Origin of the sequence: Aquabacterium sp. (assembly GCF_034003525.1) — a bacterium.
Lineage (GTDB): Bacteria > Pseudomonadota > Gammaproteobacteria > Burkholderiales > Burkholderiaceae_C > Aquabacterium.
The window spans coordinates 42,758-68,550 of the sequence record NZ_JAVEYN010000021.1 but is presented as its reverse complement, the minus strand read 5'-3'; the positions used below and the strand labels follow the sequence as shown (position 1 = coordinate 68,550).

At 64.3% G+C, this 25,793-nt stretch carries 20 protein-coding genes, 1 tRNA gene and 3 pseudogenes; 9 read left to right on the top strand and 15 right to left on the bottom strand.

The genetic code is table 11. The annotated features are described in order from the left end of the window. Positions 1-126: 126 nt before the first annotated feature. The 6 genes and pseudogenes from RBT42_RS12575 to gmhB form a co-directional block, all read left to right on the top strand. Positions 127-481, top strand: a pseudogene (locus tag RBT42_RS12575) (IS3 family transposase); the annotation flags it as partial. A 118-nt stretch (positions 482-599) separates the two neighbouring features. After that, a pseudogene (locus RBT42_RS12570) lies at positions 600-1,092 on the top strand (transposase); the annotation flags it as partial. A 170-nt stretch (positions 1,093-1,262) separates the two neighbouring features. Then, positions 1,263-1,832 carry a D-sedoheptulose 7-phosphate isomerase gene (locus tag RBT42_RS12565; RefSeq protein WP_320365619.1) on the top strand — a complete coding sequence of 190 codons (570 nt, stop codon included), beginning with the start codon at positions 1,263-1,265 and terminating at the stop codon, positions 1,830-1,832. A gap of 34 nt (positions 1,833-1,866) precedes the next feature. After that, positions 1,867-2,796, top strand: coding sequence for a D-glycero-beta-D-manno-heptose-7-phosphate kinase (rfaE1, locus tag RBT42_RS12560; protein WP_413785897.1), 930 nt, complete (start codon positions 1,867-1,869; stop codon positions 2,794-2,796). Further along, positions 2,787-3,269 (top strand): annotated as a pseudogene (gene rfaE2, locus RBT42_RS12555) (D-glycero-beta-D-manno-heptose 1-phosphate adenylyltransferase); the annotation flags it as partial. The gene rfaE1 and the pseudogene rfaE2, both read left to right, overlap by 10 nt. A 9-nt stretch (positions 3,270-3,278) precedes the next feature. Then, complete coding sequence (gene gmhB, locus RBT42_RS12550; RefSeq protein ID WP_320365616.1) at positions 3,279-3,830, top strand: D-glycero-beta-D-manno-heptose 1,7-bisphosphate 7-phosphatase; 552 nt, start codon at positions 3,279-3,281, stop codon at positions 3,828-3,830. On the opposite strand, the gene RBT42_RS12545 is transcribed toward gmhB, so the two are convergent. Next, complete coding sequence (locus RBT42_RS12545) at positions 3,778-4,839, bottom strand: polysialyltransferase family glycosyltransferase (RefSeq protein ID WP_320365610.1); 1,062 nt, start codon at positions 4,837-4,839, stop codon at positions 3,778-3,780. The two genes, gmhB and RBT42_RS12545, sit on opposite strands and share 53 nt — an antisense overlap. A gap of 2 nt (positions 4,840-4,841) precedes the next feature. Beyond that, positions 4,842-6,593 (bottom strand): lipid A export permease/ATP-binding protein MsbA, encoded by a 1,752-nt coding sequence (gene msbA, locus RBT42_RS12540; RefSeq protein WP_320365608.1) that lies wholly within the window; start codon positions 6,591-6,593, stop codon positions 4,842-4,844. 720 nt (positions 6,594-7,313) lie between these two features. Between msbA and RBT42_RS12535 the strand changes: the two genes are divergently transcribed. Beyond that, a complete protein-coding gene (locus RBT42_RS12535; protein WP_320365606.1) occupies positions 7,314-8,384 on the top strand; it encodes a glycosyltransferase family 4 protein in 1,071 nt (356 codons plus the stop codon). 176 nt (positions 8,385-8,560) lie between these two features. Here the strand turns inward: RBT42_RS12535 and RBT42_RS12530 are convergent, their stop codons facing one another. From RBT42_RS12530 to RBT42_RS12500, 7 genes are all read right to left on the bottom strand, one after another. Next, positions 8,561-9,652: a glycosyltransferase family 4 protein gene (locus RBT42_RS12530; protein ID WP_320365604.1), complete on the bottom strand. Its 1,092-nt coding sequence runs from the start codon at positions 9,650-9,652 to the stop codon at positions 8,561-8,563. After that, positions 9,649-10,740 carry a lipopolysaccharide heptosyltransferase I gene (gene waaC / locus RBT42_RS12525; protein WP_320365602.1) on the bottom strand — a complete coding sequence of 364 codons (1,092 nt, stop codon included), beginning with the start codon at positions 10,738-10,740 and terminating at the stop codon, positions 9,649-9,651. Before waaC ends, RBT42_RS12530 begins: the two co-directional genes overlap by 4 nt. After that, a complete protein-coding gene (locus RBT42_RS12520) occupies positions 10,737-11,804 on the bottom strand; it encodes a glycosyltransferase (RefSeq protein WP_320365600.1) in 1,068 nt (355 codons plus the stop codon). Before RBT42_RS12520 ends, waaC begins: the two co-directional genes overlap by 4 nt. A gap of 5 nt (positions 11,805-11,809) precedes the next feature. Then, on the bottom strand, positions 11,810-12,562 hold the full coding sequence (locus RBT42_RS12515; RefSeq protein WP_320365598.1) for a polysaccharide deacetylase family protein: 753 nt from the start codon (positions 12,560-12,562) through the stop codon (positions 11,810-11,812). Between the two features lie 62 nt (positions 12,563-12,624). After that, entirely contained in the window at positions 12,625-15,447 is a 2,823-nt protein-coding gene (locus RBT42_RS12510) for an Hsp70 family protein (RefSeq protein WP_320365596.1), read from the bottom strand. Further along, the gene (locus tag RBT42_RS12505) at positions 15,444-17,291 is read right to left on the bottom strand and encodes an Hsp70 family protein (protein ID WP_320365594.1); all 1,848 of its coding nucleotides are present in this window, start codon (positions 17,289-17,291) and stop codon (positions 15,444-15,446) included. Before RBT42_RS12505 ends, RBT42_RS12510 begins: the two co-directional genes overlap by 4 nt. Beyond that, a complete protein-coding gene (locus RBT42_RS12500; RefSeq protein WP_320365592.1) occupies positions 17,288-17,932 on the bottom strand; it encodes a DUF2760 domain-containing protein in 645 nt (214 codons plus the stop codon). The genes RBT42_RS12505 and RBT42_RS12500 overlap by 4 nt, the downstream gene beginning before the upstream one ends. A gap of 198 nt (positions 17,933-18,130) precedes the next feature. Here RBT42_RS12500 and RBT42_RS12495 point away from each other — a divergent pair, with 198 nt between their 5' ends. Both RBT42_RS12495 and RBT42_RS12490 read left to right on the top strand, forming a co-directional pair. Next, the gene (locus RBT42_RS12495; protein WP_320365591.1) at positions 18,131-19,327 is read left to right on the top strand and encodes an MFS transporter; all 1,197 of its coding nucleotides are present in this window, start codon (positions 18,131-18,133) and stop codon (positions 19,325-19,327) included. Positions 19,328-19,396: 69 nt separating this feature from the next. Next, a complete protein-coding gene (locus tag RBT42_RS12490; protein WP_320365590.1) occupies positions 19,397-19,963 on the top strand; it encodes a DUF2242 domain-containing protein in 567 nt (188 codons plus the stop codon). Between the two features lie 45 nt (positions 19,964-20,008). Here RBT42_RS12490 and RBT42_RS12485 read toward each other — a convergent pair whose 3' ends face one another. The 6 genes from RBT42_RS12485 to rsmB form a co-directional block, all read right to left on the bottom strand. Beyond that, a complete protein-coding gene (locus tag RBT42_RS12485) occupies positions 20,009-20,413 on the bottom strand; it encodes a YkgJ family cysteine cluster protein (protein WP_320365588.1) in 405 nt (134 codons plus the stop codon). A gap of 143 nt (positions 20,414-20,556) precedes the next feature. Then, a tRNA-Phe gene (locus RBT42_RS12480) sits at positions 20,557-20,632 on the bottom strand. 54 nt (positions 20,633-20,686) lie between these two features. After that, positions 20,687-21,481 carry a response regulator gene (locus RBT42_RS12475; RefSeq protein WP_320365586.1) on the bottom strand — a complete coding sequence of 265 codons (795 nt, stop codon included), beginning with the start codon at positions 21,479-21,481 and terminating at the stop codon, positions 20,687-20,689. Positions 21,482-21,508: 27 nt separating this feature from the next. After that, positions 21,509-23,809, bottom strand: coding sequence for a sensor histidine kinase (locus tag RBT42_RS12470; RefSeq protein WP_320365584.1), 2,301 nt, complete (start codon positions 23,807-23,809; stop codon positions 21,509-21,511). Positions 23,810-23,821: 12 nt separating this feature from the next. Then, positions 23,822-24,412: a DUF4390 domain-containing protein gene (locus tag RBT42_RS12465; RefSeq protein WP_320365582.1), complete on the bottom strand. Its 591-nt coding sequence runs from the start codon at positions 24,410-24,412 to the stop codon at positions 23,822-23,824. Beyond that, on the bottom strand, positions 24,412-25,773 hold the full coding sequence (gene rsmB / locus RBT42_RS12460; RefSeq protein ID WP_320365580.1) for a 16S rRNA (cytosine(967)-C(5))-methyltransferase RsmB: 1,362 nt from the start codon (positions 25,771-25,773) through the stop codon (positions 24,412-24,414). Before rsmB ends, RBT42_RS12465 begins: the two co-directional genes overlap by 1 nt. Positions 25,774-25,793: the final 20 nt, after the last annotated feature.

The window sequence follows — 25,793 nt, the reverse complement described above, 5'->3', positions numbered from 1 at the left end:
ACCTCCAGCTGAGTTCGCCGCCAAGCATCGCAACCCAACCCCATCAAAAAACGAAGCAAGATCAGTTAACCTGCAAACCCTTGGACCTCTCTCCAACTGACTGGTATGGCTGGAGGGGGCAGGTCACAGCTCCTATACGACCGCAAGCCATCTGAGGAAGATTGCTTGACCCATCATCCCGGCAGGGGCAGTCAATACCTCTCCATTCGCTACAGCGAGCGGCTGGCCGAGGCCGGTATCGAGCCGCCTGTGGGCTCACTGGGTGACACGCGCTGGCCGAGATCATTAACGGCCTATACAAAGCCGAGGTGATCCACCGTCGGGGCCCATGGAAGACTAAGCAGGCCCTCGAGTTGGCAACTCTGGAATGGGTCTCTTGGTTGATTCACCATCGATGGATGGGTCACTCGGCAAGGTCCCGCCAGCCAAGTCTGAGGCAAGCTATCAACAACAACGCGCTGGTCAGGCAGTTACCGCCTGACTTAAACCAACTGGCCTCCGCGAAACCCAGGGTGCTTTACCTGACTTCTGGCGCATGCAATGCGTACAGCTTGTTCTTGTCTTTGGTCTTTTGCGTCAGGATGAGCCCATGCGCTGGCCACTTCACTTCTGGCCGCGGTCGTGCCGCTTTGCCGCCCCGGTTGGTGGCTGGCTTGCTGTATCCGCAGCACGCCAACGACGCCTTCGACGAGATGGTGGTCAACACCTGGCGTGAGATTTCGTACTGTCAGTTCTTCCTCGGTGAGATTTATCTGCAGACAGAGCTGCCGATTGACCCGTCGAGCTTGACCCGCTGGCGACAGCGGATTGGGGAAGAAGCCGTGGAGTTGCTCCTGGCCGTGACCATTGAAGCGGCCAGAGCCGTGGGGCTGATCAAGCGCAGTAGCCTGGACAAACTTATCGTCGACACCACGATGATGCCCAAAGTGATTGCGCCCCCCCACTGACAGTCGCTTGCTTGAGCGGGGCCCCCAGCACATGGTGCAGTTCGCGCAGGACCATAGCCAGAGCCTTCGCCAGAATTACAACCGCGCGGCGCCCGGTCTGGCCACACAGGTGGGCCGCTACGGCCATGCGAAGCAGTACAAGCGTGATTCGATCTCGCAAAACCAAACCACGTCGGTTCATCGGCGGCCGGGTGAAGTCGCAGATCTCGAGATTGGTCGCCCGACTGTGTTGCCATGGCTTGCATAGGCGGTTATGGTCGGGCTCAATCAGCGACAATGAACGGTTTGCAACGCGCCACCGCCCGAGACACCACCATGAGTGATCTGTTTATCCGCAACCTTACCGAACATATGTCGCTGTTTCGGGCGCTGGAGGCATTGGATGGTGTAGTACGGGAGGCTGGGCAGCTTATGTCGGTGGCCTTGCGGGGGGGGCACAAGTTGCTGCTTTGCGGCAATGGTGGTTCGGCCGCGGACAGCCAGCACCTAGCCTCCGAACTGACCGGCCGCTTCATCAAGGACCGCCGGCCGCTGGCCGCCGTGGCCCTGTCCACCGACAGTTCGGCGTTGACCTGTATCGGCAACGACTATGCCTTCGACGAGGTGTTTGCTCGTCAATTGGTGGCGTTGGGGCGCCCGGGTGATGTGCTGGTGGCGATTTCAACCTCAGGCAATTCTCGCAATGTGCTGCGTGCAGTGGAAGAGGCGCGTGCGCTGAGCATGCCTGTGATTGGTTTGCTAGGTCGTGACGGCGGAGCTATGGCGCCGCTGTGCGATGTGCCTGTGGTGGTGCCGAGCACGGTGACCGCGCGCATTCAGGAGGCGCACATCTTGATTGGCCACACTTTGTGTGGCCTGATCGAAGAGACGCTGGGTTTGGCGTGAGGTGCCCCCAATGGCAAAGAATGAAGGATCAGGTTTGATTCCGAGTAAAGAAACGCTGTCGCGCTGCCGCGTGCTGGTGGTGGGCGATGTGATGCTGGACCGCTACTGGTTTGGAGCGGTCGATCGTATTTCGCCTGAGGCGCCTGTGCCCGTGGTGCGTGTGACCAGCGAGCAAGACCGTTTGGGCGGCGCAGCCAACGTGGCCTTGAACGTGACCACGCTGGGCGCCCGAGCCACCTTGTTGAGCATGGTGGGCTGTGACGACGCCGCGCGCAGTTTGCGCGGTCTGCTTGCCGAAAAAGGGGTGGACACGGTATTGGGCGAGGACCCTCAGCTTCAGACCATTGTGAAATTGCGGGTGATTGGCAGGTCGCAGCAGTTGTTACGTGTGGATTTCGAGCGCGAGCCCTCGCACGAGGTTTTGGCTCAGATGCTCGGCGATTTCGAGCAGGCCTTGCCGCATCACGATGTGGTGCTGTTCTCTGACTATGGCAAGGGCGGTTTGGCGCACATTCCGCGCATGATCGAACTGGCCCGCCAGGCGGGCAAACCCGTGTTGGTGGATCCGAAGGGCAGTGACTATGCGCGGTATGCCGGGGCCACACTGATCACCCCAAACCGTGCCGAGTTGATGCAGGTGGTGGGCGCATGGCCTGATGAGGCCACCTTGGTCGAGCGTGCCGAGTCTTTGCGTACCACATTGGGTCTGCAGGCTGTGCTGCTGACGCGCTCGGAAGAAGGCATGACGCTGTTCGATGCGGCCGGTCATTGGCACGAGCCTGCGCAAGCGCGTGAGGTGTACGACGTGACGGGCGCAGGCGACACCGTGATCGCGACGGTCGCGGCGATGCTGGCGGCCGGCTTGTCGATGCGAGATGCCATGACCTTGGCCAACCGTGCTGGTGGCATCGTCGTGGGCAAGTTTGGCACCGCCCACGTGAGCCATGAGGAGTTGTGCGCGTGAGCGAGTTGCAAGACAAGGTGTGCTCACGCGAGCAGGCCGCGGAACGTGTGGCAGCCTTGAAGCGTCCGGTGGTGTTCACCAATGGGGTGTTCGATGTGCTGCATCGCGGGCATGTGAACTACCTGCACGAGGCCCGCAAGCTGGGGGGCTCACTGGTTGTGGCGGTCAACTCGGATGCCTCGGCACGGATGTTGGGCAAGGGGCCGGATCGCCCGTTGAACAAGGCCGAAGACCGCGCGGCCGTGTTGGCGGGGTTGGCGTCGGTGTCGTTGGTGACCTTCTTCGACGAACGTACTCCGGTGGCGTTGATCGAGGCGGTGCGCCCGGACCTGTATGTCAAGGGCGGCGACTACGATATGGAGACGCTGGAAGAGACCCGTGTGGTGCGCAGCTGGGGCGGCGATGCCGTGGTCATTCCCTTTGTGGACGGCTATTCCACGACATCTCTGGTCAAGCGTATCCGCGCCGGCACGGGTCGCAAGGTGGCGTTTCTGGACCGGGATGGGGTGATCAACCTTGACCGTGCCTATGTGCACAAGTGGGAAGAGTTCGAGTTTGTGCCAGGCGCCGTGGAGGCCATGCGCCGATTGCGTGAGGCCGGGTACGACCTGGTGGTGGTGACCAACCAGTCAGGTCTGGCGCGCGGCATGTATTCGGAGGCTGAGTATCAGGTCTTGACCGATGCCATGTGCGCGGCCTTGGCGCAGGCCGGTGCCGATGTCGCGGCGGTCTACCACTGCCCACATCACCCCAAAGGACAGGTGGTTGAGTTGACGGTGGATTGCGATTGCCGCAAACCCGCACCGGGCATGATCCTGCGGGCTGCGAAGGAGCTGGGTGTGTCGCTCGCCGATTCATTTCTGGTCGGTGACAAGCCTTCGGACATCGAAGCAGCGCGCGCCGCCGGGGTTGGCCGGGCTTACATCGTGCAGTCCGACAACGCCGAGTCGTCAGGTGAGCATGTGCAGGCCGATGCCGCGTTCAAGGACTTGGCTGACTGCGTGGCGCACCTGCTGTCAGACCCATCAGCTTGACACCGCTTTGTTCAAAGGCACGCACCATGTCGCGCTTCTCGGTGTCTGACTTGAAACGCGTGCGGTCCCAGCCGAACGCCAGCACCTGTGTGCCTGCTCCGTAGAGTTGGGCGGCAAACAGCAAGGCGGTGGACCGGGTGCCGATGACTGCATCGTAGCGATGGCGGCTCATCCAGAGCTCGATGGGCTCTTTCAGGTTCAGCACTTCGTACGCGGGACTGCCCAGTTCGTTGTGGGGGTCCTTAGGATGACCTTTGTAGTGCACGACCTCATAGCCCTGGGTCTGCAACCAGTGCTGGATCTCGTGGGTGACCTGGTCGCGGTGCTCGGCGGTCATCAGGCCGGCCCCTACCATGGGTTGACCAATGACCAGGGCGCGCTTGCCTGAGGCGGCGTCCGACGTCGGGGCAGTAGGCTCGATCAGTGGGGGCAACGTCACCACTTTCTCGGCTGGGTAGACGTGCGGCAGGCCGGGCAACACGTAGATGCGATCACAGAAGGGGGCGTCTGAGCCAATGCGGTCGCCCGCAAAGCACCAGTAATCCAGTTCGGGGGCGGCCAGTCGACGCAGTTTGCGAAGGTATTGGAGCAGGCGCTTGATGGGGCGCAGGGGGTAACGACGGATGCTGATGAGCCCATCAGGCAAGATGCGCGCTTTCATCGTGCGCGCGTCGACGGCGGGGGGCAAGGCGCGCAAGAAATAGTTGATGGCCTCGGTGTCGAAAACGGCGCTGTGGATGTGCACCTCGTCACAAGGGCCGACCACGTCGGCGACCATGCGGATGTTGGCGCGCAGGCGTCGGTGGCGCCCAAACCAACCGGGGAGGGGGTTCCAGCGGGGCCAGGGCATGTACGCACTGGCGTCCCATTCATGGGCCTGGATCAGTGAGGTGATGCCCGGCTGATACCAGATTAGCACCTGCTTGGCGCCACCTTCGTGATGCCGCGCAATTTGCCGTGCTGCCAGGTACTGCAGTGGCGACGCGACGAAGTACAGGGCAACCGTCATGGTCATGGCGCGGCGTGATCGTTGGAAAACTGCATGCGATGCAGGTTGCTGTAGATGCCACCCAGGGTCAGCAATTCCTGGTGAGTGCCGATTTCGGCGATGCGCCCCTCGCTCATCACCACAATGCGATCTGCGTTGACGATGGTGGAGAGTCGGTGTGCGATCACCAGGGTGGTTCGGCCATGTCGCGCGTTGTCGAGGGCCACCTGTACGGCCCGTTCGGACTCGGTGTCTAGTGCGGAGGTGGCTTCGTCTAGCAGCAAGATGGGGGCATCCTTGAGCAAAGCGCGCGCAATGGAGATGCGCTGGCGTTGGCCACCCGACAGTCGGGCACCGTTTTCGCCAATCTCGGTCTGGAAGCCTTGCGGCAGGGCCTCGATGAAGTCCAGCGCGTTGGCTGCTTGCGCCGCACGCCGGATGTCGTCCTCGCTCACATCTGGGCGACCATAGGCGATGTTGGCTGCAATGGTGTCATTGAAGAGCACCACGTTCTGGGTGACCAGGCCGATGTTTGCGCGCAGATCGCTCAGCTTTAATTGGTGGATGTCGACGCCGTCCAGCAGGATGCGCCCTTGTGTGGGCTCGTAAAAGCGCGGAATCAGGGACATCAGCGTCGACTTGCCGCTGCCCGATGAGCCGACGAGTGCGACGGTTTCTCCGGGCTGGATGTCTAGCGCGATGTCGGTGAGGGCCGTGCGATCGGTGCCAGGGTAACTGAAAGAAACTTGCTCGAAACGCAGATGTCCTTGCGATCGCCCGATGGTCTGAGTGCCTGCATCTACTTCTTCCGGTGCGTCGACGAACTCGAACACGGACTGTGCGGCGGCCATTCCTCTCTGCAGTTGCTCGTTGACGTTGGAGAGCCGCTTCAACGGCGAGAGCAGCAGTGCCATCGCACCGAAAAAGGAGACGAAGCCACCCACGGTCAACTGGTTCATGCTCGACTGCAGCGAGGCGTAGTAAATGATGGCCGCGAGCGCGATGACGGCAATGGTCTGGACGACCGGGCCATTGGCGGCGGCCGTGGTCACCACTTTCATGCTGTAGCGGCGGATGGCGTTGGCAGTGGTGAAGAAGCGTTGTGCTTCGTATCGCTCGCTACCGAAGATGCGGATCTCACGGTGTCCGCCGATCACCTCGTCCAGCACATGCGACAGCGTGCCCATGGTGGATTGCTGCGATTTGCTTAGTGAGCGCAAGCGGCGGCTGACGGAGCGAATGGTCCAGCCGATCAGGGGCAGCACGGTGAAGAAGGCCAGAGACAGTTGCCAGTTCATCCAAAGCATATAGCCCAGCAGGCCTGCAACCGTGAGACTGTCTTTGACGATGATGATGAGGGAAACCGTGATGATCGGGCTGATTTGCAGGGTGTTGTATGTCAGACGCGAGATGAGGGCAGCGTTGGTGGTGCCATCAAAGTAGCTTGTGGGCAGACGAAGCAACTTGTCAAACATCTGCGTACGCATGTCCAGCACCACGTTATTGGCCACGATGTTCAGGGCTGTGGTGTGGAGGTAGTCAGTGAAGCCTCGGGCAATGAACAGGCCCACCAGTAACAAGGGTGTGGTGTGCAGCGCGCGCTCGTTGTTCTTGGCAAAGCTGCCATCCAGAAGCTCTTTGAGCAGTAAAGGAATGGCGGTTTCCGTGGCGGCATACAACACCATGGCGACCACGCCCAGAGCGAAGATGTGCCAGTGGGGGCGCAAGCATCCGAGCAGTCTGAGGTAAAGCTCGCGGTGTGTGCGTTGGGTCATGTGGCGCGCTGTGTGCAAAGGCTGAAATAGAGGACTCCGCCACGCGGGTCGGCGTTCTCGCCACTTTGGCCAACGCTTAATCTTCTGAGTCGAGCTTGCTGCGGCATGATGATTGTACCCACTGGGACTTAAGGAACGCGTCTAGAAAAGGCCTACTTCAACACGAAGGCTTTTCAAGTCCAACGTCAACCAAACGGATGAGGTGACCTGAGAGCAGCTGTCTTGGTTGGCTGGTGAGATTGCCTTTGGGCGGCCAAGATCCTCGCGACGTTTGAAGATGTCGACCAGAGGCGAGGATGGTGTTGACAAGCACGTGTGCGCCATGCCGTGGCAATGATGGCATGGAGTCGTTCGCAATCACCAGAGTTGCTGACGCTCCGCGGCTAAATGGCGTCAGCCATTGCAGACATGGCGTCTAAAGTGCTATGAAGGGCTGACGCATGTTCGCCAAACAATAGATTGTAAGTCAGGTTGTCGACAATGGGCTTTATTGCATTCTACAATCGCCGAAGGCAGTGCTCGATGTTGGGCTGCTGCAATTCGATGCAAAACGAGAGAATCTGACACTAGGCTCCGCGCAAGAAAACTGTCTGACGCGTTTGCGTTGTTACTGTCAGCGAGAGATTGGGTTACGTTGGGCGGGGGCTTTGGTCTGCGGTGGCGAATTTAATTGTGGTAGCAAGTGAGTCTCGCCAATCGTTGTATATTATTGGTCATAATATGATGATATTGCAAATCATTCATAATCACAAATTCGGGGGTGCTGAGCAGCATTTAAGGGATTTGTGCGAAGGGTTGCGAGATGCTGGGCATGTTGTTGAAGTGGCCGCGCCCCTAAATTCTTGGATAGGGCAGCGATTAATCGAGGCTGGTTTTGTTGTTCATGACTTTGATTTTCGTGGGCACTATGACGTCTTGGCAATGGCTCGGCTCTTCCTGTTGTTGCGTCAGAAAAAGTTCGACATTGTGCACGCCCATTTGGTGCGTGCGGCGTGGTATGGGCGAATTGCCGCGGCGCTTTCTGGAACACCAATGCTTAGTAGTGTGCATGACATGACGACGTGGAAGCGATATTCTCGAAAGCATTCAACGATCGCCGTTTCCATGGCTGTAAAGAAGCATTTGATCAGTCGTGGATTTGAGGCTGATAAAATTTTTGTGGTGTTCCCGGGGGCTAAAAACTGCGACTTGGGCGAAGTGGCGGAGCAGACACGTCAAAAGGTGCGCAAAGATCTTGGGCTAACCGATCTTGATATCGCTGTATTCATGATCGGGCGTGTGGCGGAAGTCAAGGGGCATGATATCGCCCTTGATGCTATGCGTCTTCTCAGTAATTCAGATGGAGGGCGTGTGCGTCTGTTTTGCGCTGGTCAAGAAACTGAATGGGGACGTGCACTTCATGCAAGCGATGCTGGGCAGTATGCGACGTGGTTGGGCCGCCGGGATGATGTTGCCGAACTCTTGGCTGCTGCCGATATTTTCATTCAACCATCTCGAAGCGAGGGTCTTGGTATAGCGATCATGGAAGCAGCTTCAGCCTCAAAGCCGATTATCGCCACAAGCGTGGGAGGTATACCGGAAATTATTGATGATCAAGTCAATGGGCTACTGGTCCCCCCGGAGAGCTCATTTTCCTTGGCGGAGGCTATTAAGAAAATGGCGCGGGATGCTGATGAGGCTAATTTCTTCGGGCGCGTTGCACAGCATCGGTTTGAAATTGAATATTCAATACCAATCATGATTCAAAAGACTGTGGCAATATATCGGTCTGTTATCGCTGAATCGGTCTGATGTTTTTTGGATTTGCGTGCTTGTGTGTTGAATAACGTGTCGGTGGGGCGGTTGTGCTTGTATTGTGTGTCAAATCCCCTTCGTTTTTCGGGGTTGCACTTGGAGCTCTATTTTTGAGGGCGCTGAAAGAGCTAGATATGGGTTTGCATTATTCCAGTTTGCGCATTATGGGCGTTCTAGTAAATATTTAGTGTTCGTTTATAAACAAGCCAGTTGCCTTCGACCATAGCCGCAATTGAGAAAAATTTTTCCACCCATTTTCGGCCAGACTCGCCATAGCGTTGACGCAGATCCTCCGAGGCGAGCAAGGTGTTCAAGGCGCTGGACAGCGCCGCGACATCGCCGGGCTCGATCAGTTCGCCGTTCAGGCCGGGTTGGATGATTTCGGGGATGCCGCCGGCACGACCGCCAACCAGTGGCACACCGCAGGCCGCCGCTTGCAGCAGCGAGACCCCCAGCCCCTCCATGAAGGCCGGGTGGGCGAGGATGTCCAGGCAGGGCAGGATCTGCTCGAGGTCGCGGCGGAAGCCCGGCAGCTGCACCCGTGCGGCCAGCTCGGGCGAAGCCTGCACGCGAGCCTGAATCGCGTCCCGGATGGGGCCTTGGCCAAACAGGATGACCTTGGTGCGCGGATGCTGTGCGAACACGGCAGGCAGCGCGTCCAGCAGGGTCTGATGCCCTTTGCGTTGGATGAACTGGGCCACCATGCCGATGACCAACTCGTCAGGCGCGACTTGGAAGGCGTCGCGGAACCAGTCGAGGTGCTGGCGATTGGGCTGGTACTGCTGAGTGTCGACCGCACTGAGCACGCAATGCAGCTTGTGAGCGGGTACACCTTCAGACAGCAGGACCTGACGGATGCCATCCGAGATGGTGATCACCTCGTCGTAAAGGCGGTACTTCAGGTTCACGACCCAGCGCGCTTCGGGGTTGTCGACGCGGCGGCTCAGCACCACGGGCACGCCTTCTAGGCGGCCAGCCAGCGCGCCCCAGATGTCACTGCCACGACGGCTGTGCAGGTGAACGACGTCTGGGCGCACGTCTCGGATCAGTCGGCGCAGTCGGCCGAGCAGGCCGACGTCGAGGTCACCCTTCATGGGCAATGTGACGACCTGGGCGTGTGGCGCGGCTTCCCGAGCAATGGCGCTGCCATCCGGGCAGGCGAGGACGCAGTCCACGCCGCGCTCCTTCAGCCCGCGCAGCAGGAACACGACCTGGAGCGCACCTCCATAGAGGTGCATGCCGGCTTCGACGTGCAGGACCTTCATCGTGTCGGCTCCAGTTGACCGAGCGCGGCGTGGAGTACCCGTTCGGTGGTGAGTTGCTTCATGCAGGTGAAGGCACCATTGCAGGTCGGGCGACGGCGGCAAGGCGAGCAAGGCAGGGCGTCGTAGAGGATGCGGGTGAGCGGGGTGGGGCCTTCGAGATAGGGACGGGTCGAGCCGAACAGCGCCACGGTGGGGATGCGCAGGGCCGAGCCCATGTGGGTCAGACCGGTGTCCACGCCGACCAGCAGTTGGGCGTCGGCGATCAAGGCCACGCTTTCGTCCAGCTTCAGCTTGCCGGCGAGGTTCAGACACTGAGGTTGACCGGCGCAGATGCGGGCGGCCGCTTCCTGGTCTGCGGGGCCACCCAGCACAACCGGCTGCAGCCCTCGTGTCAGCAGGGCTTGCGCCAGGTCTGACCAGTTGGATTCCACCCAGTGCTTTTGGGGCCGGGTGGTGAAGGGGGCCAGCACAACGACGGGGCGCGCCGCTGCGGCATCGCCCCAGGCCGATTGCAGGGCCTGTTGCAGTGTCTCACGCGCACGTTGGCGAGGCTCGGTACCTACGGCCAGATCGTGCACGAACGAGCCCTGTGGTGCGCCGAGGTAGTGCGCCAGGAAGCGGTATTCCGAGCCCATGACCGGATCGACGCCGGGCGGTGGCGTGACGACCTCGTGAACCAGACGGTGGCTGCCTTCGCGGGCGATGATGCTGACGCGGCGCGGGGCGCCGGTCAGCCAGGCGATGAGGCCGCTCTTGAGCAGGCCTTGGCAGTCGAGCACCAGATCGAACTGTTCGGCGCGCAGGCGTGCCCGGAAGGCGCGGATGGCGCGCCACAGCGCCATGTAGCGTTTGGCTTTGAGCAGGGCTTCCCATTCGCTGCGAGGCCAGACGATGACCTGCTGGAGTTGCGGGTTGTGGCGCAACAGCGGGACGCAGCCTGCCTCGCAGACCCAGGACAGTTCTGCCTGCGGGTAGAGGGTTTTGAGCGCAGGGATCAGGCCTGAGGCCATGACGATGTCACCCAGGGCCGACAGGCGCACGATCAGGATGCGGCGGGGGGCAGGCGATGCGGGGCGTGGGGCGCTCATGGGTGTGTGGCTGCCAGGCAGCGCTGGTAGACCGCCAGGGTCTGTTCGACCATGCGGGCGTCAGTCAGGAAGCGCTCGTAGTGATCACGTCCGGCGAGCGCAAGTCGATGAGCCATGTCCGGATCGTCGTGAAATCGGGTCACGGCAGCAGCGAGCGCGGTCGGATGGTCCGGGGGCACCAGCAGGCCAGTCCTTTCATGTTCCACGATCTCTGGGATGCCGCCCACGGTGGTGGCCACCACCGGCAATCTGGCCGCCATCGCTTCGACCAGTGAAAGCGGGAGCGCTTCACGCCGAGAGGACAAGGCGTAGATGTCGAAGGCAGGCAGGATGCGCTGCACATCCTTGCGGTAGCCGAGGAAATGCACGCGAGAGCGATCGAACGAACGTTTCAGCACTTGCTCACCGTAGGGGGTGTCGGGTGCGCCGATCAGATACAGATGAACATTTTCGGGCGTGTGTGCCAGGGCGTCGAGCAGCAAGTCCTGCCCTTTGTCGTGAATGAACCGGCCCGCGTTCACCACAGCAACGACGTGGTCGGGGATGCCCAGCTCTTCCCGCAGGGCTTGGCGTGTCGAGGTTGGCGCCTGGGGATGAACATCCGGGACGCCGTTGTGCACCACCGTCATGCGCGCAATGTCATACCCCGCGTGCGCCAGATTCTGGCGCACGGCATCCGAGACGGCAATGATGTGGGCACATCTGTGCATGTGGGTCTTCGCCGTGGTGGCATGGGCCGTACAGACGGCGAGGGGGCGGTGCTGACGATGGCCAGCGTGGCCTGCGTACATGGCGCCTCGGATGAGATGGCCATGAACGATGTCCGCCTGCCACCGTCGCGCCAGGCGCCTCAGCTTCCAGTGGGACACGAGATCGAACAGACCGTGCATGCCGATGTGGCAGGCTGGGATGTTCTCGGCAGCGCAGGCTTGTCCCAGCCAGGAGTCCTGGGGGCCGGCGAACATCACGTCATGGCCGGCGGCACGCTGGCCCCGCATCAGCATGAGGGCGTGGTTTTCTGCGCCACCGTAACCATGGCTGTGCAAGACGTGGATGATGCGCATGACGGTCAGGCCTTGTCGGGTTGGGGGCCTTGCCCTTTGCGTTCGTGCTTCATGTGCAGCTTCCACGCAAATCCGACCAGGTTGTCACCGTAGGAGATGGCCTTGCGGGTCAGCTCAAAGGGGTTGTCAGAGAGGTTGCCAGCACCGCGGATGCAGGTGGTGGCCGTGCGATAACCGGCTTCCTGCACCAGATCACGGGCGCGCAGGGAGTAGTCGCCGTAGGGGTAGCAGAAGTCAGGTACTTCTTCGCCCAACAGGTCTTCTAAGGCCTTCTTGGAGTCAAAGATTTCGGCACGTTGGCGCGCCGCGTCCAGGTGCGACAAGCGAGGGTGTGTGGCCGCGTGCGAACCGAAATCGCAGCCTTCACGGCGCAGTTGCTTCACCGCTGCTGCATCCATCAGCTTGGGCTTGACGGGCCAGTCGGACAACCAGGCGGTGTCTTTGCCCAAGAGTGAGCTCACAAGGTACACCGTGGCTGGCAGTCCTTCTTTTTGCAGCACAGGCCAGGCGTGCTCGCGGAAGTCGTCGTAGCCATCGTCGACGGTGATGACCACGGACTTGCGCTGGTAGGGCTTGCCTTCGAACAGGCGCTGCCGTGCTTCGGTCAGGTTGATGACGTCAAAGCCCGCCCATTTCAAATATTTCAGCTGCGCACGGAAACGATCGATGTGGCAGAACAGGGCGCGATGCGCCTCTGGGCGCGGATACGGGCCGATCTGGTGGTACATCAGGATCGAGATGGGCGGCTGAGGGGGCATGTCGCAGATGGGGGTTCAGGCGTGAACCGCAATTATCCTCCGCCGCGTCCGTGGGCGCAGGCTTACGCTGCAATCAACCTCAGCCCCACCGGCAACGCTTCCCCGAAACTCCGTTTCTGGTCGGCGTCGTCCAGTTCTACCGTCTCGCGCACCATCGCGCTCCAGCTGGCGGGGGCTCGCATGGCGTCCAGTCGCTGGATCACGGTGTCGCGCCACTCGGCAGGCACGTCACGTGCCCGGTCGCCACTCATGCGGGCCAGGGTGGTGGCGGCAAAGGCGGCGTGGTCCACGGTGCGCCAGTCCAGGTCCAGCAGCGCTTGCAGCCAGACACAGGCGGTGTCGGGCGGGACGACGTTTTCCGCATTGCCGTAGAGCGACACCCGCGCGCCCAGTCGGCCCACGGCCCACCAGGTGTGAGGCTTGTCGCCGCTCTTTTGCAGGCGCTGCACCAGCCAGTTGCCGACCTCGACGCGGAAGGCGGCAGGTACGCGTTCCAGCGAGGCGATCAGGCGCACCATGTCGTCGTAGCTGCTCTGCAAGGGGTCTTTGTCGCGCCGGGCGTGCTGGATGGACATCAGGTGTTCGCCCACCACTTCCAGCAACTGCAACTGCTGCGCCGCGTCGAGCCCACCCGCCGCACGGCGCCACAGCGTCCACCATTCGGACCAGTTGTTGCTGTCTTGGGTGTACTGAATGCCCTGGGTGAACAGCGGCCAGATCTGTTCGATGCGCCAGGTGTCGAGCGGGGCGCCCAGGCCGGGTCGTAGGCAGTAGCCGGTCAGGTTGAGCCACACGCGCTCGTGCTCGGCGCTGCGACGGCGGCGGCGCATGCGGGCCCACAGGGCGTCGAACAGGGCGCGCAGCAGGGGCAGGTCCCAGCCGTCGCGGGCGCCGAGCAAACGCTCCAGCCGGGGGCGCAACTGGCGCACGGTCTTGGCATCGACGGCTTGGGCCTGCGTGCCAAACACCTGATCGATCAGCTGCACGGCTTCGGGCAGACGTGGGTGCGCCGGGGCGTCCGTATTGGCCGCTTCACTGGATGCAGTCGACGCCTGGCCGCGCAACTCGAACGCGAGACGCCAGCGCTGGCTGGGGTCATCGATGCGGGTGCAGTGCACCTCCAGCGTGCCCACTTCGGTCATGGTGGCGCTCAGTTGCACCTGCACGTCGAGGGCACGCTGCCCGGCAGGCAAGGGCAGCACGGTGGTGATGGCGGGCAGGCGCACGAAGCGCTCGTCGTTCAGCGTGACCAGCTCACCGGCTTGCCAGGGGAGGTCGGCCACAGACGAGACGAGGTGAAAGCGCACCGCTTGACCGAGGCGCAGGGCAAAGGTGCGGTCGGGCAGGATCACTTCGCTGTCTTCGGGCGTGCCGCGCGGGAGCACGCAAATGCCTTGGCGCTGGCCAGGAGTGTCGTCAAGCACAAGCATGTAGCTGCGGGCCGAGCCACCGCCGATGCCGCGGCCCAGTTCGGGGACACGCGCGGAGCGCACCAGGGCGTAGGCCACCGCGCCGCGGGCTACGGCCACATCGGGGGCATCGTTGTGCATTACGTGCACGGGGTGGCCTGCCCAGTCGCCCACGGTGTCGGCCAGGCGTTGGGCCAGCGCCGGGGCGCGGAACACGCCGCCGTTGAGCAGCAGGGTGTCGGGCACAGCCAAGGGCGTGGACGCGCCGCTGGCCGAGTTGTCATGCTCAGGATCGCCCAAGGCTTGCTGCGACGCCTGGGCATGTTGGCGCAAGAACGCGGCCAGGTGGCGCGTGATGGCGGCATCGGCCGGGTAGGGCAGGCCGAACTCGACGATGCCGGCACGACGCTGGCGGGGACGGTCGTCAAGGCTGCAGCGCGGCAGGAAGCCGTCCACGAGCAGGGGCAAGACCTCGTCGCGCTTCAACTTGACCGACTGCGCGCCACCGATCAGTTGCGCGCCACCGCCCAGTAAGGTGACCGTGACGTCCTCGGGAGCAGAGTCGGACAGCAGTTGCTCTTTGGCGATGCGGCAGCGTTGCACCAGTTGCGCCAGGCGCGCGGCCGACAGGGGCGTCCGCTGGGCCATCTGGCGTTCGACCCGATGCGCCAGCGCCAGGTCCATGTTGTCGCCACCCAGCATGAGGTGGTCGCCCACGCCGATGCGGGTGAGTTGGGGCTGGCCTTGCGCGTCGCGGGCGACTTGGATCAGCGTCAAGTCGGTCGTGCCGCCGCCCACGTCGCACACCAGCACCAGGCGGGCGGTGCCGAGGGCCTGGTTCAGATCGGCGCGGTGCCGGAACAGCCAGTCGTGGAAGGCGGCTTGAGGTTCTTCCAGCAGGCGCAGGCGGCCCAGGCTGGCCTGTTCGGCCGCGGCCAGGGTCAGGCTGCGTGCGCCTTCGTCGAACGAGGCGGGCACGGTCAGCACGAGGTCTTGCTCGGCCAGGGGGGCATCGGGGAACGCCGCGTCCCAGGTGTCGCGTACATGGGCCAGGTAGCTGGCGCTGGCCGCCACGGGCGAGACTTTGGGCACATCGTCCGGGGCGCCCCAGGGCAGGATGGCCGCGGTGCGGTCCACGCCAGGGTGCGACAGCCAGCTTTTGGCGCTGCTCACCAGACGTCCGGGCACCTGGGCGCCCAAGGCGCGCGCGTACTCGCCCAACACCGCCGGCACCTCGCTGGCCGACGCTGGGAGGGCAGCACTCAGCTCACCCGAACCCAACTCACCAGGCGCGGGGTGGTAGCGCACCGAGGGCAGCAGCTCGCGGGCCGCGATCTCACCAGGCCCCACGGCCTGGGGGATCGCAAACAGCCGGATCGCCTCGTCACCGGCCGAGGCCAGCGCCGCGTGGTCGGCATACGCGACCACCGTGTGGCTGGTGCCGAGGTCGATCCCGACGGTGTAGCGTGAGCTCACAGTCTGTCGGCGCGGGCGTCGAAGCTGACCTTCCAGCGCTCGGGGCTGCCCACGGGCAAGGCTTCGAGTTCCAGCACGCCGGTTTCGGTCACGCGGGCGTGCAGTTGCACGCGCACGATCTCGCCGGCGGTGCGGCCCTGCGCGGGCAGGTTGGCTTCGATCTCGGCCAGCTCCTGCAGCTCATCGGGCCCCCAGAAGTCGAGCAGGGTGCCGACGCTGTCCTGGCGCCGTACCGACGAGCCAAAGAAACGGAAGCGCACCGGCTCGCCCACGATCAGGCCGAACTCGGCAGCGGCCACACCGGCTTCGCTGCCTTCTTCCATGCCGAAGGGGGCCAGGCACAGCGCCTGGATGGGCGGCTCCATGCCTGGGATGGCAGGCATGTTCGACTCGACCGCGACGTAGTAGGCCTGTGCCGTGCCGCCGCGGATGCGCACGCCGCGCCCGCGACGCACATAGCCGTAATAGGCCGCGCCACGCGCCACGGCCAGGTCCAGATCGGCCCCGCCCAGCAGGCGGGCGGCAGGAGCCCCTTCGGCCGCCAACCAGCCGTTGAGGATGGTCAGCACCCGTTCGGCCAGCAGGTTGGACTTGAGCACACCGCCGTTGAACAACACGGCCGTGGGGTGCAGGAAGCTGGCGCTGGTGGGCAAGTTGCCTTCAAAGCCATTCAACTCAGCCAGGGCATCGCGCTGGCGGCTCAGGAACGCGCCCAGGTGGCGAGTGATGGCCGCATCCTGCGCATAGGGCAGGCCCAGTTGCGTCAGACCCGCACGCGCGCGGCTCAGTGGCGCATCCGACACCGCCACCTGCGGGAAGAAGCCTTCCAACAGGATCTCGTTCAGTTCATCGCGCGTGACTTCGGTGCGAATGGCGCCACCGATGAGCTTGGAGCCTCGGCTGGGAACGACCACGGGCACAGCCGCCACGCTGGCGTCGTTCAGCAGCGTCTCTTTGGCTTGGCGGCACGCATGCGAGAGCGCGCGCGTTTGCCACGCGTCCAGCTGCGTGCCTTGGCCGGCCAGCTTGCGCGCCACGCCATAGGCCAGCGCCAGGTCCATGTTGTCGCCACCCAGCAGGATGTGGTCGCCCACGGCCACACGTTGCAGCTCCAGGTTGCCATCGCGCTCCAGCACGGCCATCAGCGAGAGGTCGGTCGTACCGCCGCCCACGTCGATCACCAGGATCAGGTCGCCGCGCTGCACCTCCTTGCGCCACTGGCCCTGGCTGCGCTGAATCCAGCTGTAGAGCGCGGCCTGCGGCTCTTCCAACAGCGTCAGGTTCGCGTAGCCCGCTTGCTGTGCGGCCTCGGCGGTGAGTTCGCGCGCACCTGGGTCGAACGAGGCCGGGATGGTGACGGTGATGTCTTGGTCCTGGAACGGTGCCTCCGGGTGGGCCTGGTTCCAGGCATCGCGCAGATGCGTTAGGTAGCGCACCGAGGCGGCCAGCGGCGACACGCGCTCGACCTCGGCCGGGGCGTCCGCCGGCAGGATGGGCGCGCGGCGATCCACACCGGGGTGGCACAGCCAGCTCTTGGCGCTGGACACCAACCGGATCGGCGTGGCGGCACCCCGCGAGCGGGCCATCTCGCCGACGGCCACCGACTCGGTCGTAGACCAGGGCAGGTTCAGATCGCCGGGAGCGAATTCGCTGGCGTGCGGCAGGTACAGGAAGGAGGGCAGCAGCTCGCGCCCTTCCACCGCACCGGGCGCGGTCAACTGCGGGATGGGCAAGACGCCTTGCACCACCTTTTCGCCATCGCTGGCCTGCGTGTCCACCCAAGACAGAGCGGAGTGCGTGGTGCCCAGGTCGATGCCGATCGTGTAGCGCGACGATGTGCTCACAGTTCCACCTCGGCCTGCGCCACGATCTGGGCGTCGTGCCCTTCGGTCAGTTGCGGCAGGCGGACCTCGGTGGCGCGCCAGCCCCGGTGCGTGAGCGTGCCGGTGAACGGGGCCTGGCCCACGACGTTGCCGGTCAGGCGCACGGCGCTGGCATCAAAGCCGGCTGGCAGGGTGAGGCGGCTGCCTTCGTTTTCAGCGCGCACGGGCGCCAGGCTGACATGCTCGCGCAGCACCTTGCGGCAGCCCTCGTGCACCACGCGGGCGGCGGCACCAATCTCGGCATCGCTGTAGGCGGCGATGTCTTCCTGCACGAAGTCGACGAGGCGGGCCTCCCGCTGCAGCAGCGACAGCAGTTGCAGGGCCGCGGTGGTGTCGGCGGCTTTAGGTGTGGCAGGGACCACCGGGGCCGTGGGCGCGGCAACCGGGGAGGCCGCCAGGGGCGCCGGTGTCACGGCAGCGGGTTCGGCCATCGGGGTGGTCGTGGTGGCCGATGACGGCGGCAGGGCTGCATACGCCTCTGACACATCGCCCGAGCGCAAACGTTCCACGTTGGCCGCAAAGTCCGGGCGCGAGAGGATGCCGAAGAAGCTGCCAAACGCCAGTGAAATGCGGCGCGACAGGGAAGGTGGGGTGGAGCTCATGATGGGATGTGGAACAGGTGTCTGGGGCGCAGTGGCCGACGGCGCAAGGGAGCCTGTGCGTCGAGCGCGGGTGGCGCGGAGGCGACATGTTACCTAAGCCCGCCTCTCCACGAAGGATCCTCCCTGATGCCAGACAAAGATGGCGCCCTGTCATCCAGCAGGGCTACCATCTCTGGACATCGTCTTCGGGGCGTTTGCATGGCCTCTGCACCGTCTCTCTTGTGCCAGATCCCGGCCGGCATCTGGATGCTCGGTTTTGTCAGTCTTTTGATGGACATCTCGTCAGAGATGATCCACAGCTTGCTGCCCTTGTTCATGGTTGGGGTGCTGGGCGCCAGTGCCTTGACGGTGGGCCTCATCGAAGGGCTGGCCGAGGCCACTGCCCTGATCGTCAAGGTCTTCTCCGGCGCGCTCAGCGACTATCTGGGGCGGCGCAAAGCCCTAGCTGTGGTCGGCTACGCCTTGGGCGCGCTGACCAAGCCCCTCTTTGCCATTGCCCCTACCGCGGGCATCGTGCTCACGGCGCGTCTGCTCGATCGTGTGGGCAAAGGCGTGCGGGGCGCCCCGCGCGATGCGCTGGTGGCCGACATCGCCCCACCCGAAGTGCGTGGCGCGGCGTTCGGCCTGCGCCAATCGCTCGACACCGTCGGTGCGTTTGTCGGGCCTTTGCTGGCTGTGGGGCTGATGCTGTGGTGGGCCAATGACTTCCGGGCGGTGTTCTGGGTCGCTGTCATCCCGGGTGCCCTGTCCGTGTTGCTCTTGTGCGTGGGCGTACGTGAGCCGGCGCGCCACGAAGGGGCTCGCAACGTCAATCCGATCCGGCGCGACAACCTGCGGCGCCTGAGCCCTGCCTACTGGTGGGTGGTCGCCACCGGCGCCGTGTTCACCCTGGCCCGTTTCAGCGAGGCCTTTCTGGTGCTGCGCGCGCAGCAAGGCGGCATCCCGATCGCCTGGGTGCCCCTGGTCATGGTGGCCATGAACGTGGTTTATGCCCTCAGCGCCTACCCCTTCGGCCGCCTGTCCGACCGCGTGAGTCACACCACGCTGCTGGCCGGCGGACTGGTGGTGCTGTTGGTGGCCGACCTGGTTCTGGCCTGCGACGACCACTGGGTGGCCGTGCTGCTGGGGGTGGCGCTGTGGGGCGTCCACATGGGGATGACGCAGGGCCTGCTCGCCACCATGGTGGCCGACACCGCACCCGCAGACCTGCGCGGCACTGCCTACGGCTTCTTTAACCTGGTGAGCGGTCTGGCCATGCTGGTGGCCAGCGTGCTGGCGGGCTGGTTGTGGGACCAGTGGGGCGCGGCGTCCACCTTTTTGGCCGGTGCCGCGTTCTGCAGTGTGACGCTGCTGGGACTGGGCTGGCGCGCCTTGCGCACCGACCCGACACGCTGAGCGCGTGCCAGACACACAGCCATGCCCCTGGTGGTGCTCAGAAGTGCCGTAGCCCTGACAATCATGCCCATGACCCGCTTTTCTCTTTTCCCTCAGACCTGGCGTGTGATGCGTGCGCGTGCGGGGTGGGGGGCCGTGGTGTGCGCGCTGTGGCTCACCGGTTGTGGCAGCGCGCCCAAGGCAGCGTCCGCGCGTCACGAGGCGTTCGGCGCCGCCGAAACCTACTCCCGCCTGATCGATGCCACCCCGGCCCAGACCTGCGAGGCAGGCCGTCGTGCGCTGCTCAGCCAGGGCTACATCGTCAACAGCAGCAGCCCCGAGCTGGTGGAAGGCACCAAGCACTTCCAGCCTGATGCGGAGTCGCACCTGAAGATGCTGATCCGCGTGGTCTGTGTGCCGGAGGACGCCCAGGGGCAGGTCAGCCTCGCCTTTGTCACCGGCGTACAGGAGAGCTACAGCCTCAAGAAGGCCAACACCTCGGCCAGCCTGGGCCTGAGCGCCATCGGTTCGCTCTCCATCCCCTTGATGTCGAGCAGCGACTCCATGGTCAAGGTCGGGGTCGAGACGATCTCGGAAGAGTCTTTTTATGACGGGTTCTTCAGCCTGCTGCAGCAGTACCTGAACGAAAAGCCCTGACGATCGTTTCAGCCTGGGGCGAGCGGGCTAAAGCGAGGCGCTACCTCAGCGTCGTGTCGTGCGTGCACCGTAAGGACAGTAGCCAGGTCGCGGTCCAACCTGAGGGTGCTTGCGGCAGGTATTGGGTCGGTTCTCGTACACCGTGCAGCGCCGCGTGACCGCGTCCAGGTACTGGCAATCGCCACTGGCCCGGCGCGACAGCGTGTAGATGCTGTGCTTGAAGTTGAAGTGCTCGATCATGCCCGCTTTGCTCAAACGCTTGGCAATCTGCTTGGGCTCTTCGTGTTCGGCTTCAAACGGGTCGACCAGGCCCAGGCGGACCAGATCGGGCAACTTCACTTCCACTGGCATCGTGCAGCAGTTGGCCACGCAGTTGTCGCACAGCCCGTTGCGATAGCGCGACCAGGTGTCCGGGCGGTCGACGTCGACGAGGTGAATCGAAGACTTCATGGCATGGCCGTGGATGAGTACAGTGAGTTGTGAAATTGCAACAAGCGCAGCGGGTTGGCATCTGGCCTGCGCCTACGCGGCGCCCCCTACAGACGCTAGGAAACAAAAAAGCCCATCACGAAGGATGGGCTTTTTGAGAATTTTGGTGGCCTGGGGCGGAATCGAACCACCGACACGCGGATTTTCAATCCGCTGCTCTACCAACTGAGCTACCAGGCCATTTCTTCGTTGATTGCTGCGTTGCAGTGATCAGCGAAGACCTGAACTATAGCATCAATTTGCGGCCGTTTTCTTCGAGCGACCCAAATCGACACCAAGTTGTTTCAGCTTGCGATAAAGGTGGGTGCGCTCCAGGCCGGTCTTCTCGGCCACGCGGGTCATGCTGCCGCCTTCGCGGGCCAGGTGGAACTCGAAGTAGGCGCGCTCGAAGTCGTCACGGGCTTCACGCAGCGGGCGGTCGAGCTCGAAGCTTTGTTCGTGCGACAGGCCGTTGTGTGCGGTTGGGCTGATGGCGCCGTTGTGGACGGGTGCGCCATAAGCGATGGGCTGTTGCGGCGCGTGGGCGGCCTCACCCCCAGCCAGCTCGCTACGCAGCGGCAGGGGCGTGCTGCTCAAGGGCACGGCATACGAAGCTGCGGCCGTGATGGGCGTGACGGTGGCCGTGTGCACGGGCTGGGCCGGGGCGGCGGCGCGCGGGGCGGCGGGAGGCTTGACCAGACCCTGCTCCACGGTGCGCAGCAGCTTTTGCATCGTGATGGGTTTTTCCAGGAAGGCCTGGGCGCCGAACTTGGTGGCTTCGACCGCGGTGTCGATGGTGCCGTGGCCCGACATCATGATGACCGGCATGGTCAACTGACCGTTGGCCCCCCATTCCTTGAGCAAGGTGATGCCGTCGACGTCGGGCATCCAGATGTCCAGCAAGACCAAATCGGGCTGGCACTGATCGCGCAACTGGCGCGCCTTGGCGGCGTTTTCAGCGACTTCAACGGTGTGTCCTTCGTCGCTCAGGATTTCTGACAGCAGGGCGCGGATGCCCAGTTCGTCGTCAACAACAAGAATGGTAGCCATGAATATGAGGGATCCCTCAAGTGGGAACTATGCGTAGTGTGGCCCAGCTTGTGGTGTTTCTGATGAAAACTTGGAAAATGATAGCGAAACTTGCGCCCCGCTCGGCCCAGAAGTGCTTGCAACAGCCCCTGTGCCTGAGGGTGTGACCCCTGCAGATCCCAGATTGCGGATGCGCACCAGCGCCCCGTGCTCGTCGGCAATCTTCTTGACCACGGCCAGGCCCAGGCCAGTGCCTTTGGCCTTGGTGGTGATGTAGGGCTCGAAGGCGCGCTTGATGACCGGCTCGGGAAAGCCCGGCCCGTTGTCGCGCACGGCCAGGCGGACGGCGCGCACCTCGCCGCTCTCGGTCAGTGACACATCGGTGCGCAGCAGGACACGCGGGGCCTCGTCCGTAGGTGGGTGCTCGTCCACCGCATCCAGCGCGTTTTGCACGAGGTTGTGCACCACTTGGCGCAGCAGGGCCGGGTCGCCCATGATGCGGGGCAGATCGGGCTGCAGGTTCAGCTGAACCGTGCCTTGCTCCACCGCCTGGCCGTACAGGGCCATCACGTCGTTGACCAGGGCATTGAGGTCGAGCGAGACCAGCTTGGCCGAGGGAAGGCGGGCGTAGTCGCGGAACTCGTTGATCAGGGTCTTGAGTGCCTGCACCTGGGTGACGATGGTGTCGGTCGAGCGTTTGAGCAGGTTCTGGCCTGGTTCGTCGAGCTTGTCGTGCAGCTTCATCTGCAGGCGCTCGGCCGACAGCTGAATGGGCGTGAGCGGGTTCTTGATCTCGTGCGCCACGCGGCGGGCCACTTCGCTCCAGGCCTCTGCACGCTGGGCCGACACCACCTCGGTGAGGTCGTCGAACACGATGAGGCGCTCGTCGGGTGGCAGGTCGGCGCCGCGCACCAGCAGGGTCAGGGGGGCGGGGTTGCCGGGCAATTGCAGCTCGTACGACTCTTGCCATTGCTGGCGCTCGCCCGGTGTGGGGTCGTGGGCGTAGAGCTCGAAGCGTTGCGCCAGGGTGGCCGCGAAACCCTGCAATTCGGGCACATCCGACAGCGGTCGGCCCCGGTAGGCCGACAAGGGCAGACGCAGGATGCGGGTGGCGCCGGGGTTGACGGTGTCGATGTGGCCCTGGGCGTCGAACACGATCACGCCCGGCGTCAGGTTGTCCATGATGGCCTGGAGGTGGGCGCGGGCGCTGTCGAGGTCATGCACGCTGCGGTCGACCAGGGCGCGCGCGTCGGCCAGCTGCTGGGTCATTTCGGCAAAGGCGCGGGTCAGGCCGCCGAGCTCGTCTTTTGAGGCAAAGATGGCCTTGGGGCGCAGGTCACCCCGGGCGACTTCCCCCACGCCTTCAGCCAGCAGCAGCAGCGGGTGGGCCAGTTGCTGCCCCAGCGTGGCGGCCAGCAGGAAGGCGCCGAACACCGCCAGGATCAGGGCCAGTGTCAGCGTGCCGATGTACATGCGCCGCAGCCCTTCGCGGCCCAGGGCGCGTTGCTGGTATTCGCTGTAGGCCGCTTGCACGTTGAGCGCATTGCGTGCGATCTCGGGCGCCAGTTGCTGCGTGACCATCAGGTAGTGGCCGCGGGCCTGCAGGCGAAAGCTGCGGTCGGGCATCCAGGCCATCGCGACGATGCGTGCCGAGGACGGGGCTGCCTCGTCATCGAGGTCTTCCACCTGGGCCATGACCCCTTTCTGGCGGGCGTCCTGTCGCCACGTGGTGGCCACGCGATCGGTCATCAAGGGCAGGTCGCCCGATCCGCCCGCGCTCCACTCGATCTGGCCGGCTTCGTTGACCAGGCTGACGGTGTGAGCGCCCAACTGTTCGCGCAGGCGCTCGAGCTCCAGCAGGCCGGGCAGGGCGTCGGGGCTGCTGCCCAGTCGGTCGGCGGCCACCTGGGTCTTCCTGGCCAGATCTTGGGTGAGGCTGTCGAGGGTGTTGCGCCCCAGGTTGAGGCCGGCTTCGAGTGCACCTTCCACCCGCACGTCGAACCAGGTTTCGATGCTGCGCGAGACGAACTGGTAGGACACGGTGTAAATCAGCACGCCGGGCAGCAGGCCCACCAGCCCGAAGATGCCGGCCAGCTTGAGCAGCAGCCGGCTGCCAAAACGGCGTTGGCGCAGGCGCAGGGCCAGTCGGCCCAGGGCGATGAGGATGACCAGCCCCAGCAGCGCGGCCGTGGCCATGTTGCCCCACAGCAGCCAGTTGAAATAGGGCTCCAGCTGTTCGCTGTTTTGCGTGGCCAGCACCAGCAAAAAGGTCAGCACCAGGCCGCCGCCCAGCATGGCCACGCTGGCGATGATCCAGGTCCAGCGTCGGTTCAGTTTGAGGGTGGCCATGGCGGGCGGGGCTCAGCGTGCGGCAGACACGCCCACCCGCCGCTCGATCTGCAAGGCCCAGTCGGCCTGGCCACCCAGCCCGATCTGCAGAGGCCGGGGCAACTCGCTGGCGTCGAGCTGGAAGCTGAAGTCCACATAGCAGTCGGCCGGGTCGGCATCGCCCAGTTTCTCGGCGATCAGCCACTGGCTGCCTTGGCGCAGCACCTCCAGGGCTTCGCTCAGGCGGCTGTAGGGGCGGCTGAAACCATCGAAGTTCAGGCGCCACTGGCGGGTCAGCGGCTGGTAGGCCAGGCGCCAGCGGCGGGTGGCCGAGGCGATGCGCCGGTCGGTCCAGTACCAGCGCTTTTCGTACACTTCGGCGCGGGCCACGAACACCACGGCGATGCCCTTGGAGAGCATCTGCTCCACGTCGCGGTGCAGGTCAAAGCGCACCTCGTAGCTCAGGGTCAGGCCCTCGTCGCCGTACTGGGCCAGCAGGCGGGCCAGTTCGGCACCGTTGTTGGCCCAGGCCGCCCATGCTGCGCTTCCCGTGGTTGCCAGGGCGGCAGTCCACAGGGCAGAGGTGCTGCGAAGCAGCAGGTCTCGGCGGCGCATCAGAGGCATCAGGAACCCTGCGGGGTCTTGGTCAGGAGAGCGTAGAAGAAGCCATCCCCCCGGTCTTGGCCAGTGGGGTCCAGGTATTCGACCACAGGCAGCAGGTGACCGGGCGCCGGGCACGACTGGGCGTCCGGGGTGCGTTGCAAAAATGCGTCGATGCGGTCCTGACCCTCCATCTTGAAGACCGAGCAGGTGCAGTACAGCAGGTGGCCGCCCGGTTTGAGCAAGGGCCACAGGGCCCGGAGGATGGCGTCCTGGGTGCGGGCGAGGGCGGCGATGTCGGTGTCGCGGCGCAGCCAGCGCACATCCGGGTGGCGTCGCACGATGCCCGAGGCGCTGCAGGGCGCGTCCAGCAAGATCGCGTCAAAGGCTTGGCCGTCCCACCAGCGCGCGGGCTGGCTGGCGTCGGCCGCCACCGTGCGGGCCTGCAGTCCCAGGCGCTGCAAGGTCTCGTTGACGCGGGCCAGGCGCTCGGGGTCGGCATCCATTGCTGTGACGTCCAGGTCGGCCAGCTCCAGCAGGTGGGCGGTTTTGCCACCGGGGGCGGCGCAGGCGTCGAGCACGCGTGCACCCGCCGGCAACTGGCGACCGCCGGCGTACACGAGCAGCGGGGAGGCGATCTGCGCGGCGGCATCCTGAACCGACACGTCACCCTGGTCGAAGCCGGGCAGGCGCTGTACCGGCACGCCGTGAGGCAGCACGATGGGCTGGGGCTGATCGGGTGCGTCGGCCTGCACTGGGCTGTCCTCGGGCAGCAAACCGGCCTCGATCAGGCGGGCGCGGTAAGCGGCCGTGCTGCCGTGGCGCAGGTTGGCGCGCAGCGTCATGGGCGGCTGCTCCTGGTTGTCCATCAGGATGGCCTGCCAGTGCTCGGGCCAATCCTTTTGCAGACGCTTGATCCACCATGCGGGGTGATTGAAGTGGGCGACTGGATCGTCGTCGAGCTCGGCCAGCAAGTCGGCCTGTTCACGCAGGAAGCGGCGCAGCACGGCATTGACCAGGCCGCTGGCAGGTTTGGCGCGCCGCTTGGCCGCTTCCACGGCCTGGTCGACCAGCGTGTGGGCGTTGTACTCGCTGCCGCAGGCCAGGGCCAAGGCCGACAACAGCAGGGCATCGACCCACGCTTGGGGCGCTTTGGGTACCAGGCGGGTGCGCAGGGCCTGGGCGGTGCCCAGGCGGCGCATCACCGCGAAGGACAGGGCCTGCACACCCGGGCGCTCGGCCGGCTTGCGCGCGGCGAGGGCGTCGGTCAGGGACTGGCCTTGGCGCACGGCAGCCACCGCATCGGCGCAGCCGCTCAGCAGTTGCCACAGCGGCAGGGACAGGGGGGACGAAGCAGAAAAAGAAGGGGCAGCCGTTTTGCTCATGCCGCGCAGTCTATGCGCTG

Bases quoted from the DNA above. Each gene is read 5' to 3' on its own strand.
- RBT42_RS12485 (WP_320365588.1), bottom strand. From the start codon at position 20,413: ATGAAGTCTTCGATTCACCTCGTCGACGTCGACCGCCCGGACACCTGG.
- RBT42_RS12495 (WP_320365591.1), top strand. From the start codon at position 18,131: ATGGCCTCTGCACCGTCTCTCTTGTGCCAGATCCCGGCCGGCATCTGG.
- RBT42_RS12490 (WP_320365590.1), top strand. From the start codon at position 19,397: ATGACCCGCTTTTCTCTTTTCCCTCAGACCTGGCGTGTGATGCGTGCG.
- RBT42_RS12465 (WP_320365582.1), bottom strand. From the start codon at position 24,412: ATGCCTCTGATGCGCCGCCGAGACCTGCTGCTTCGCAGCACCTCTGCC.
- RBT42_RS12500 (WP_320365592.1), bottom strand. From the start codon at position 17,932: ATGAGCTCCACCCCACCTTCCCTGTCGCGCCGCATTTCACTGGCGTTT.
- RBT42_RS12520 (WP_320365600.1), bottom strand. From the start codon at position 11,804: ATGCGCATCATCCACGTCTTGCACAGCCATGGTTACGGTGGCGCAGAA.
- RBT42_RS12565 (WP_320365619.1), top strand. From the start codon at position 1,263: ATGAGTGATCTGTTTATCCGCAACCTTACCGAACATATGTCGCTGTTT.
- RBT42_RS12470 (WP_320365584.1), bottom strand. From the start codon at position 23,809: ATGGCCACCCTCAAACTGAACCGACGCTGGACCTGGATCATCGCCAGC.
- RBT42_RS12535 (WP_320365606.1), top strand. From the start codon at position 7,314: ATGATGATATTGCAAATCATTCATAATCACAAATTCGGGGGTGCTGAG.
- rsmB (WP_320365580.1), bottom strand. From the start codon at position 25,773: ATGAGCAAAACGGCTGCCCCTTCTTTTTCTGCTTCGTCCCCCCTGTCC.
- RBT42_RS12530 (WP_320365604.1), bottom strand. From the start codon at position 9,652: ATGAAGGTCCTGCACGTCGAAGCCGGCATGCACCTCTATGGAGGTGCG.
- waaC (WP_320365602.1), bottom strand. From the start codon at position 10,740: ATGAGCGCCCCACGCCCCGCATCGCCTGCCCCCCGCCGCATCCTGATC.
- msbA (WP_320365608.1), bottom strand. From the start codon at position 6,593: ATGACCCAACGCACACACCGCGAGCTTTACCTCAGACTGCTCGGATGC.
- RBT42_RS12515 (WP_320365598.1), bottom strand. From the start codon at position 12,562: ATGCCCCCTCAGCCGCCCATCTCGATCCTGATGTACCACCAGATCGGC.
- RBT42_RS12475 (WP_320365586.1), bottom strand. From the start codon at position 21,481: ATGGCTACCATTCTTGTTGTTGACGACGAACTGGGCATCCGCGCCCTG.
- RBT42_RS12545 (WP_320365610.1), bottom strand. From the start codon at position 4,839: ATGACGGTTGCCCTGTACTTCGTCGCGTCGCCACTGCAGTACCTGGCA.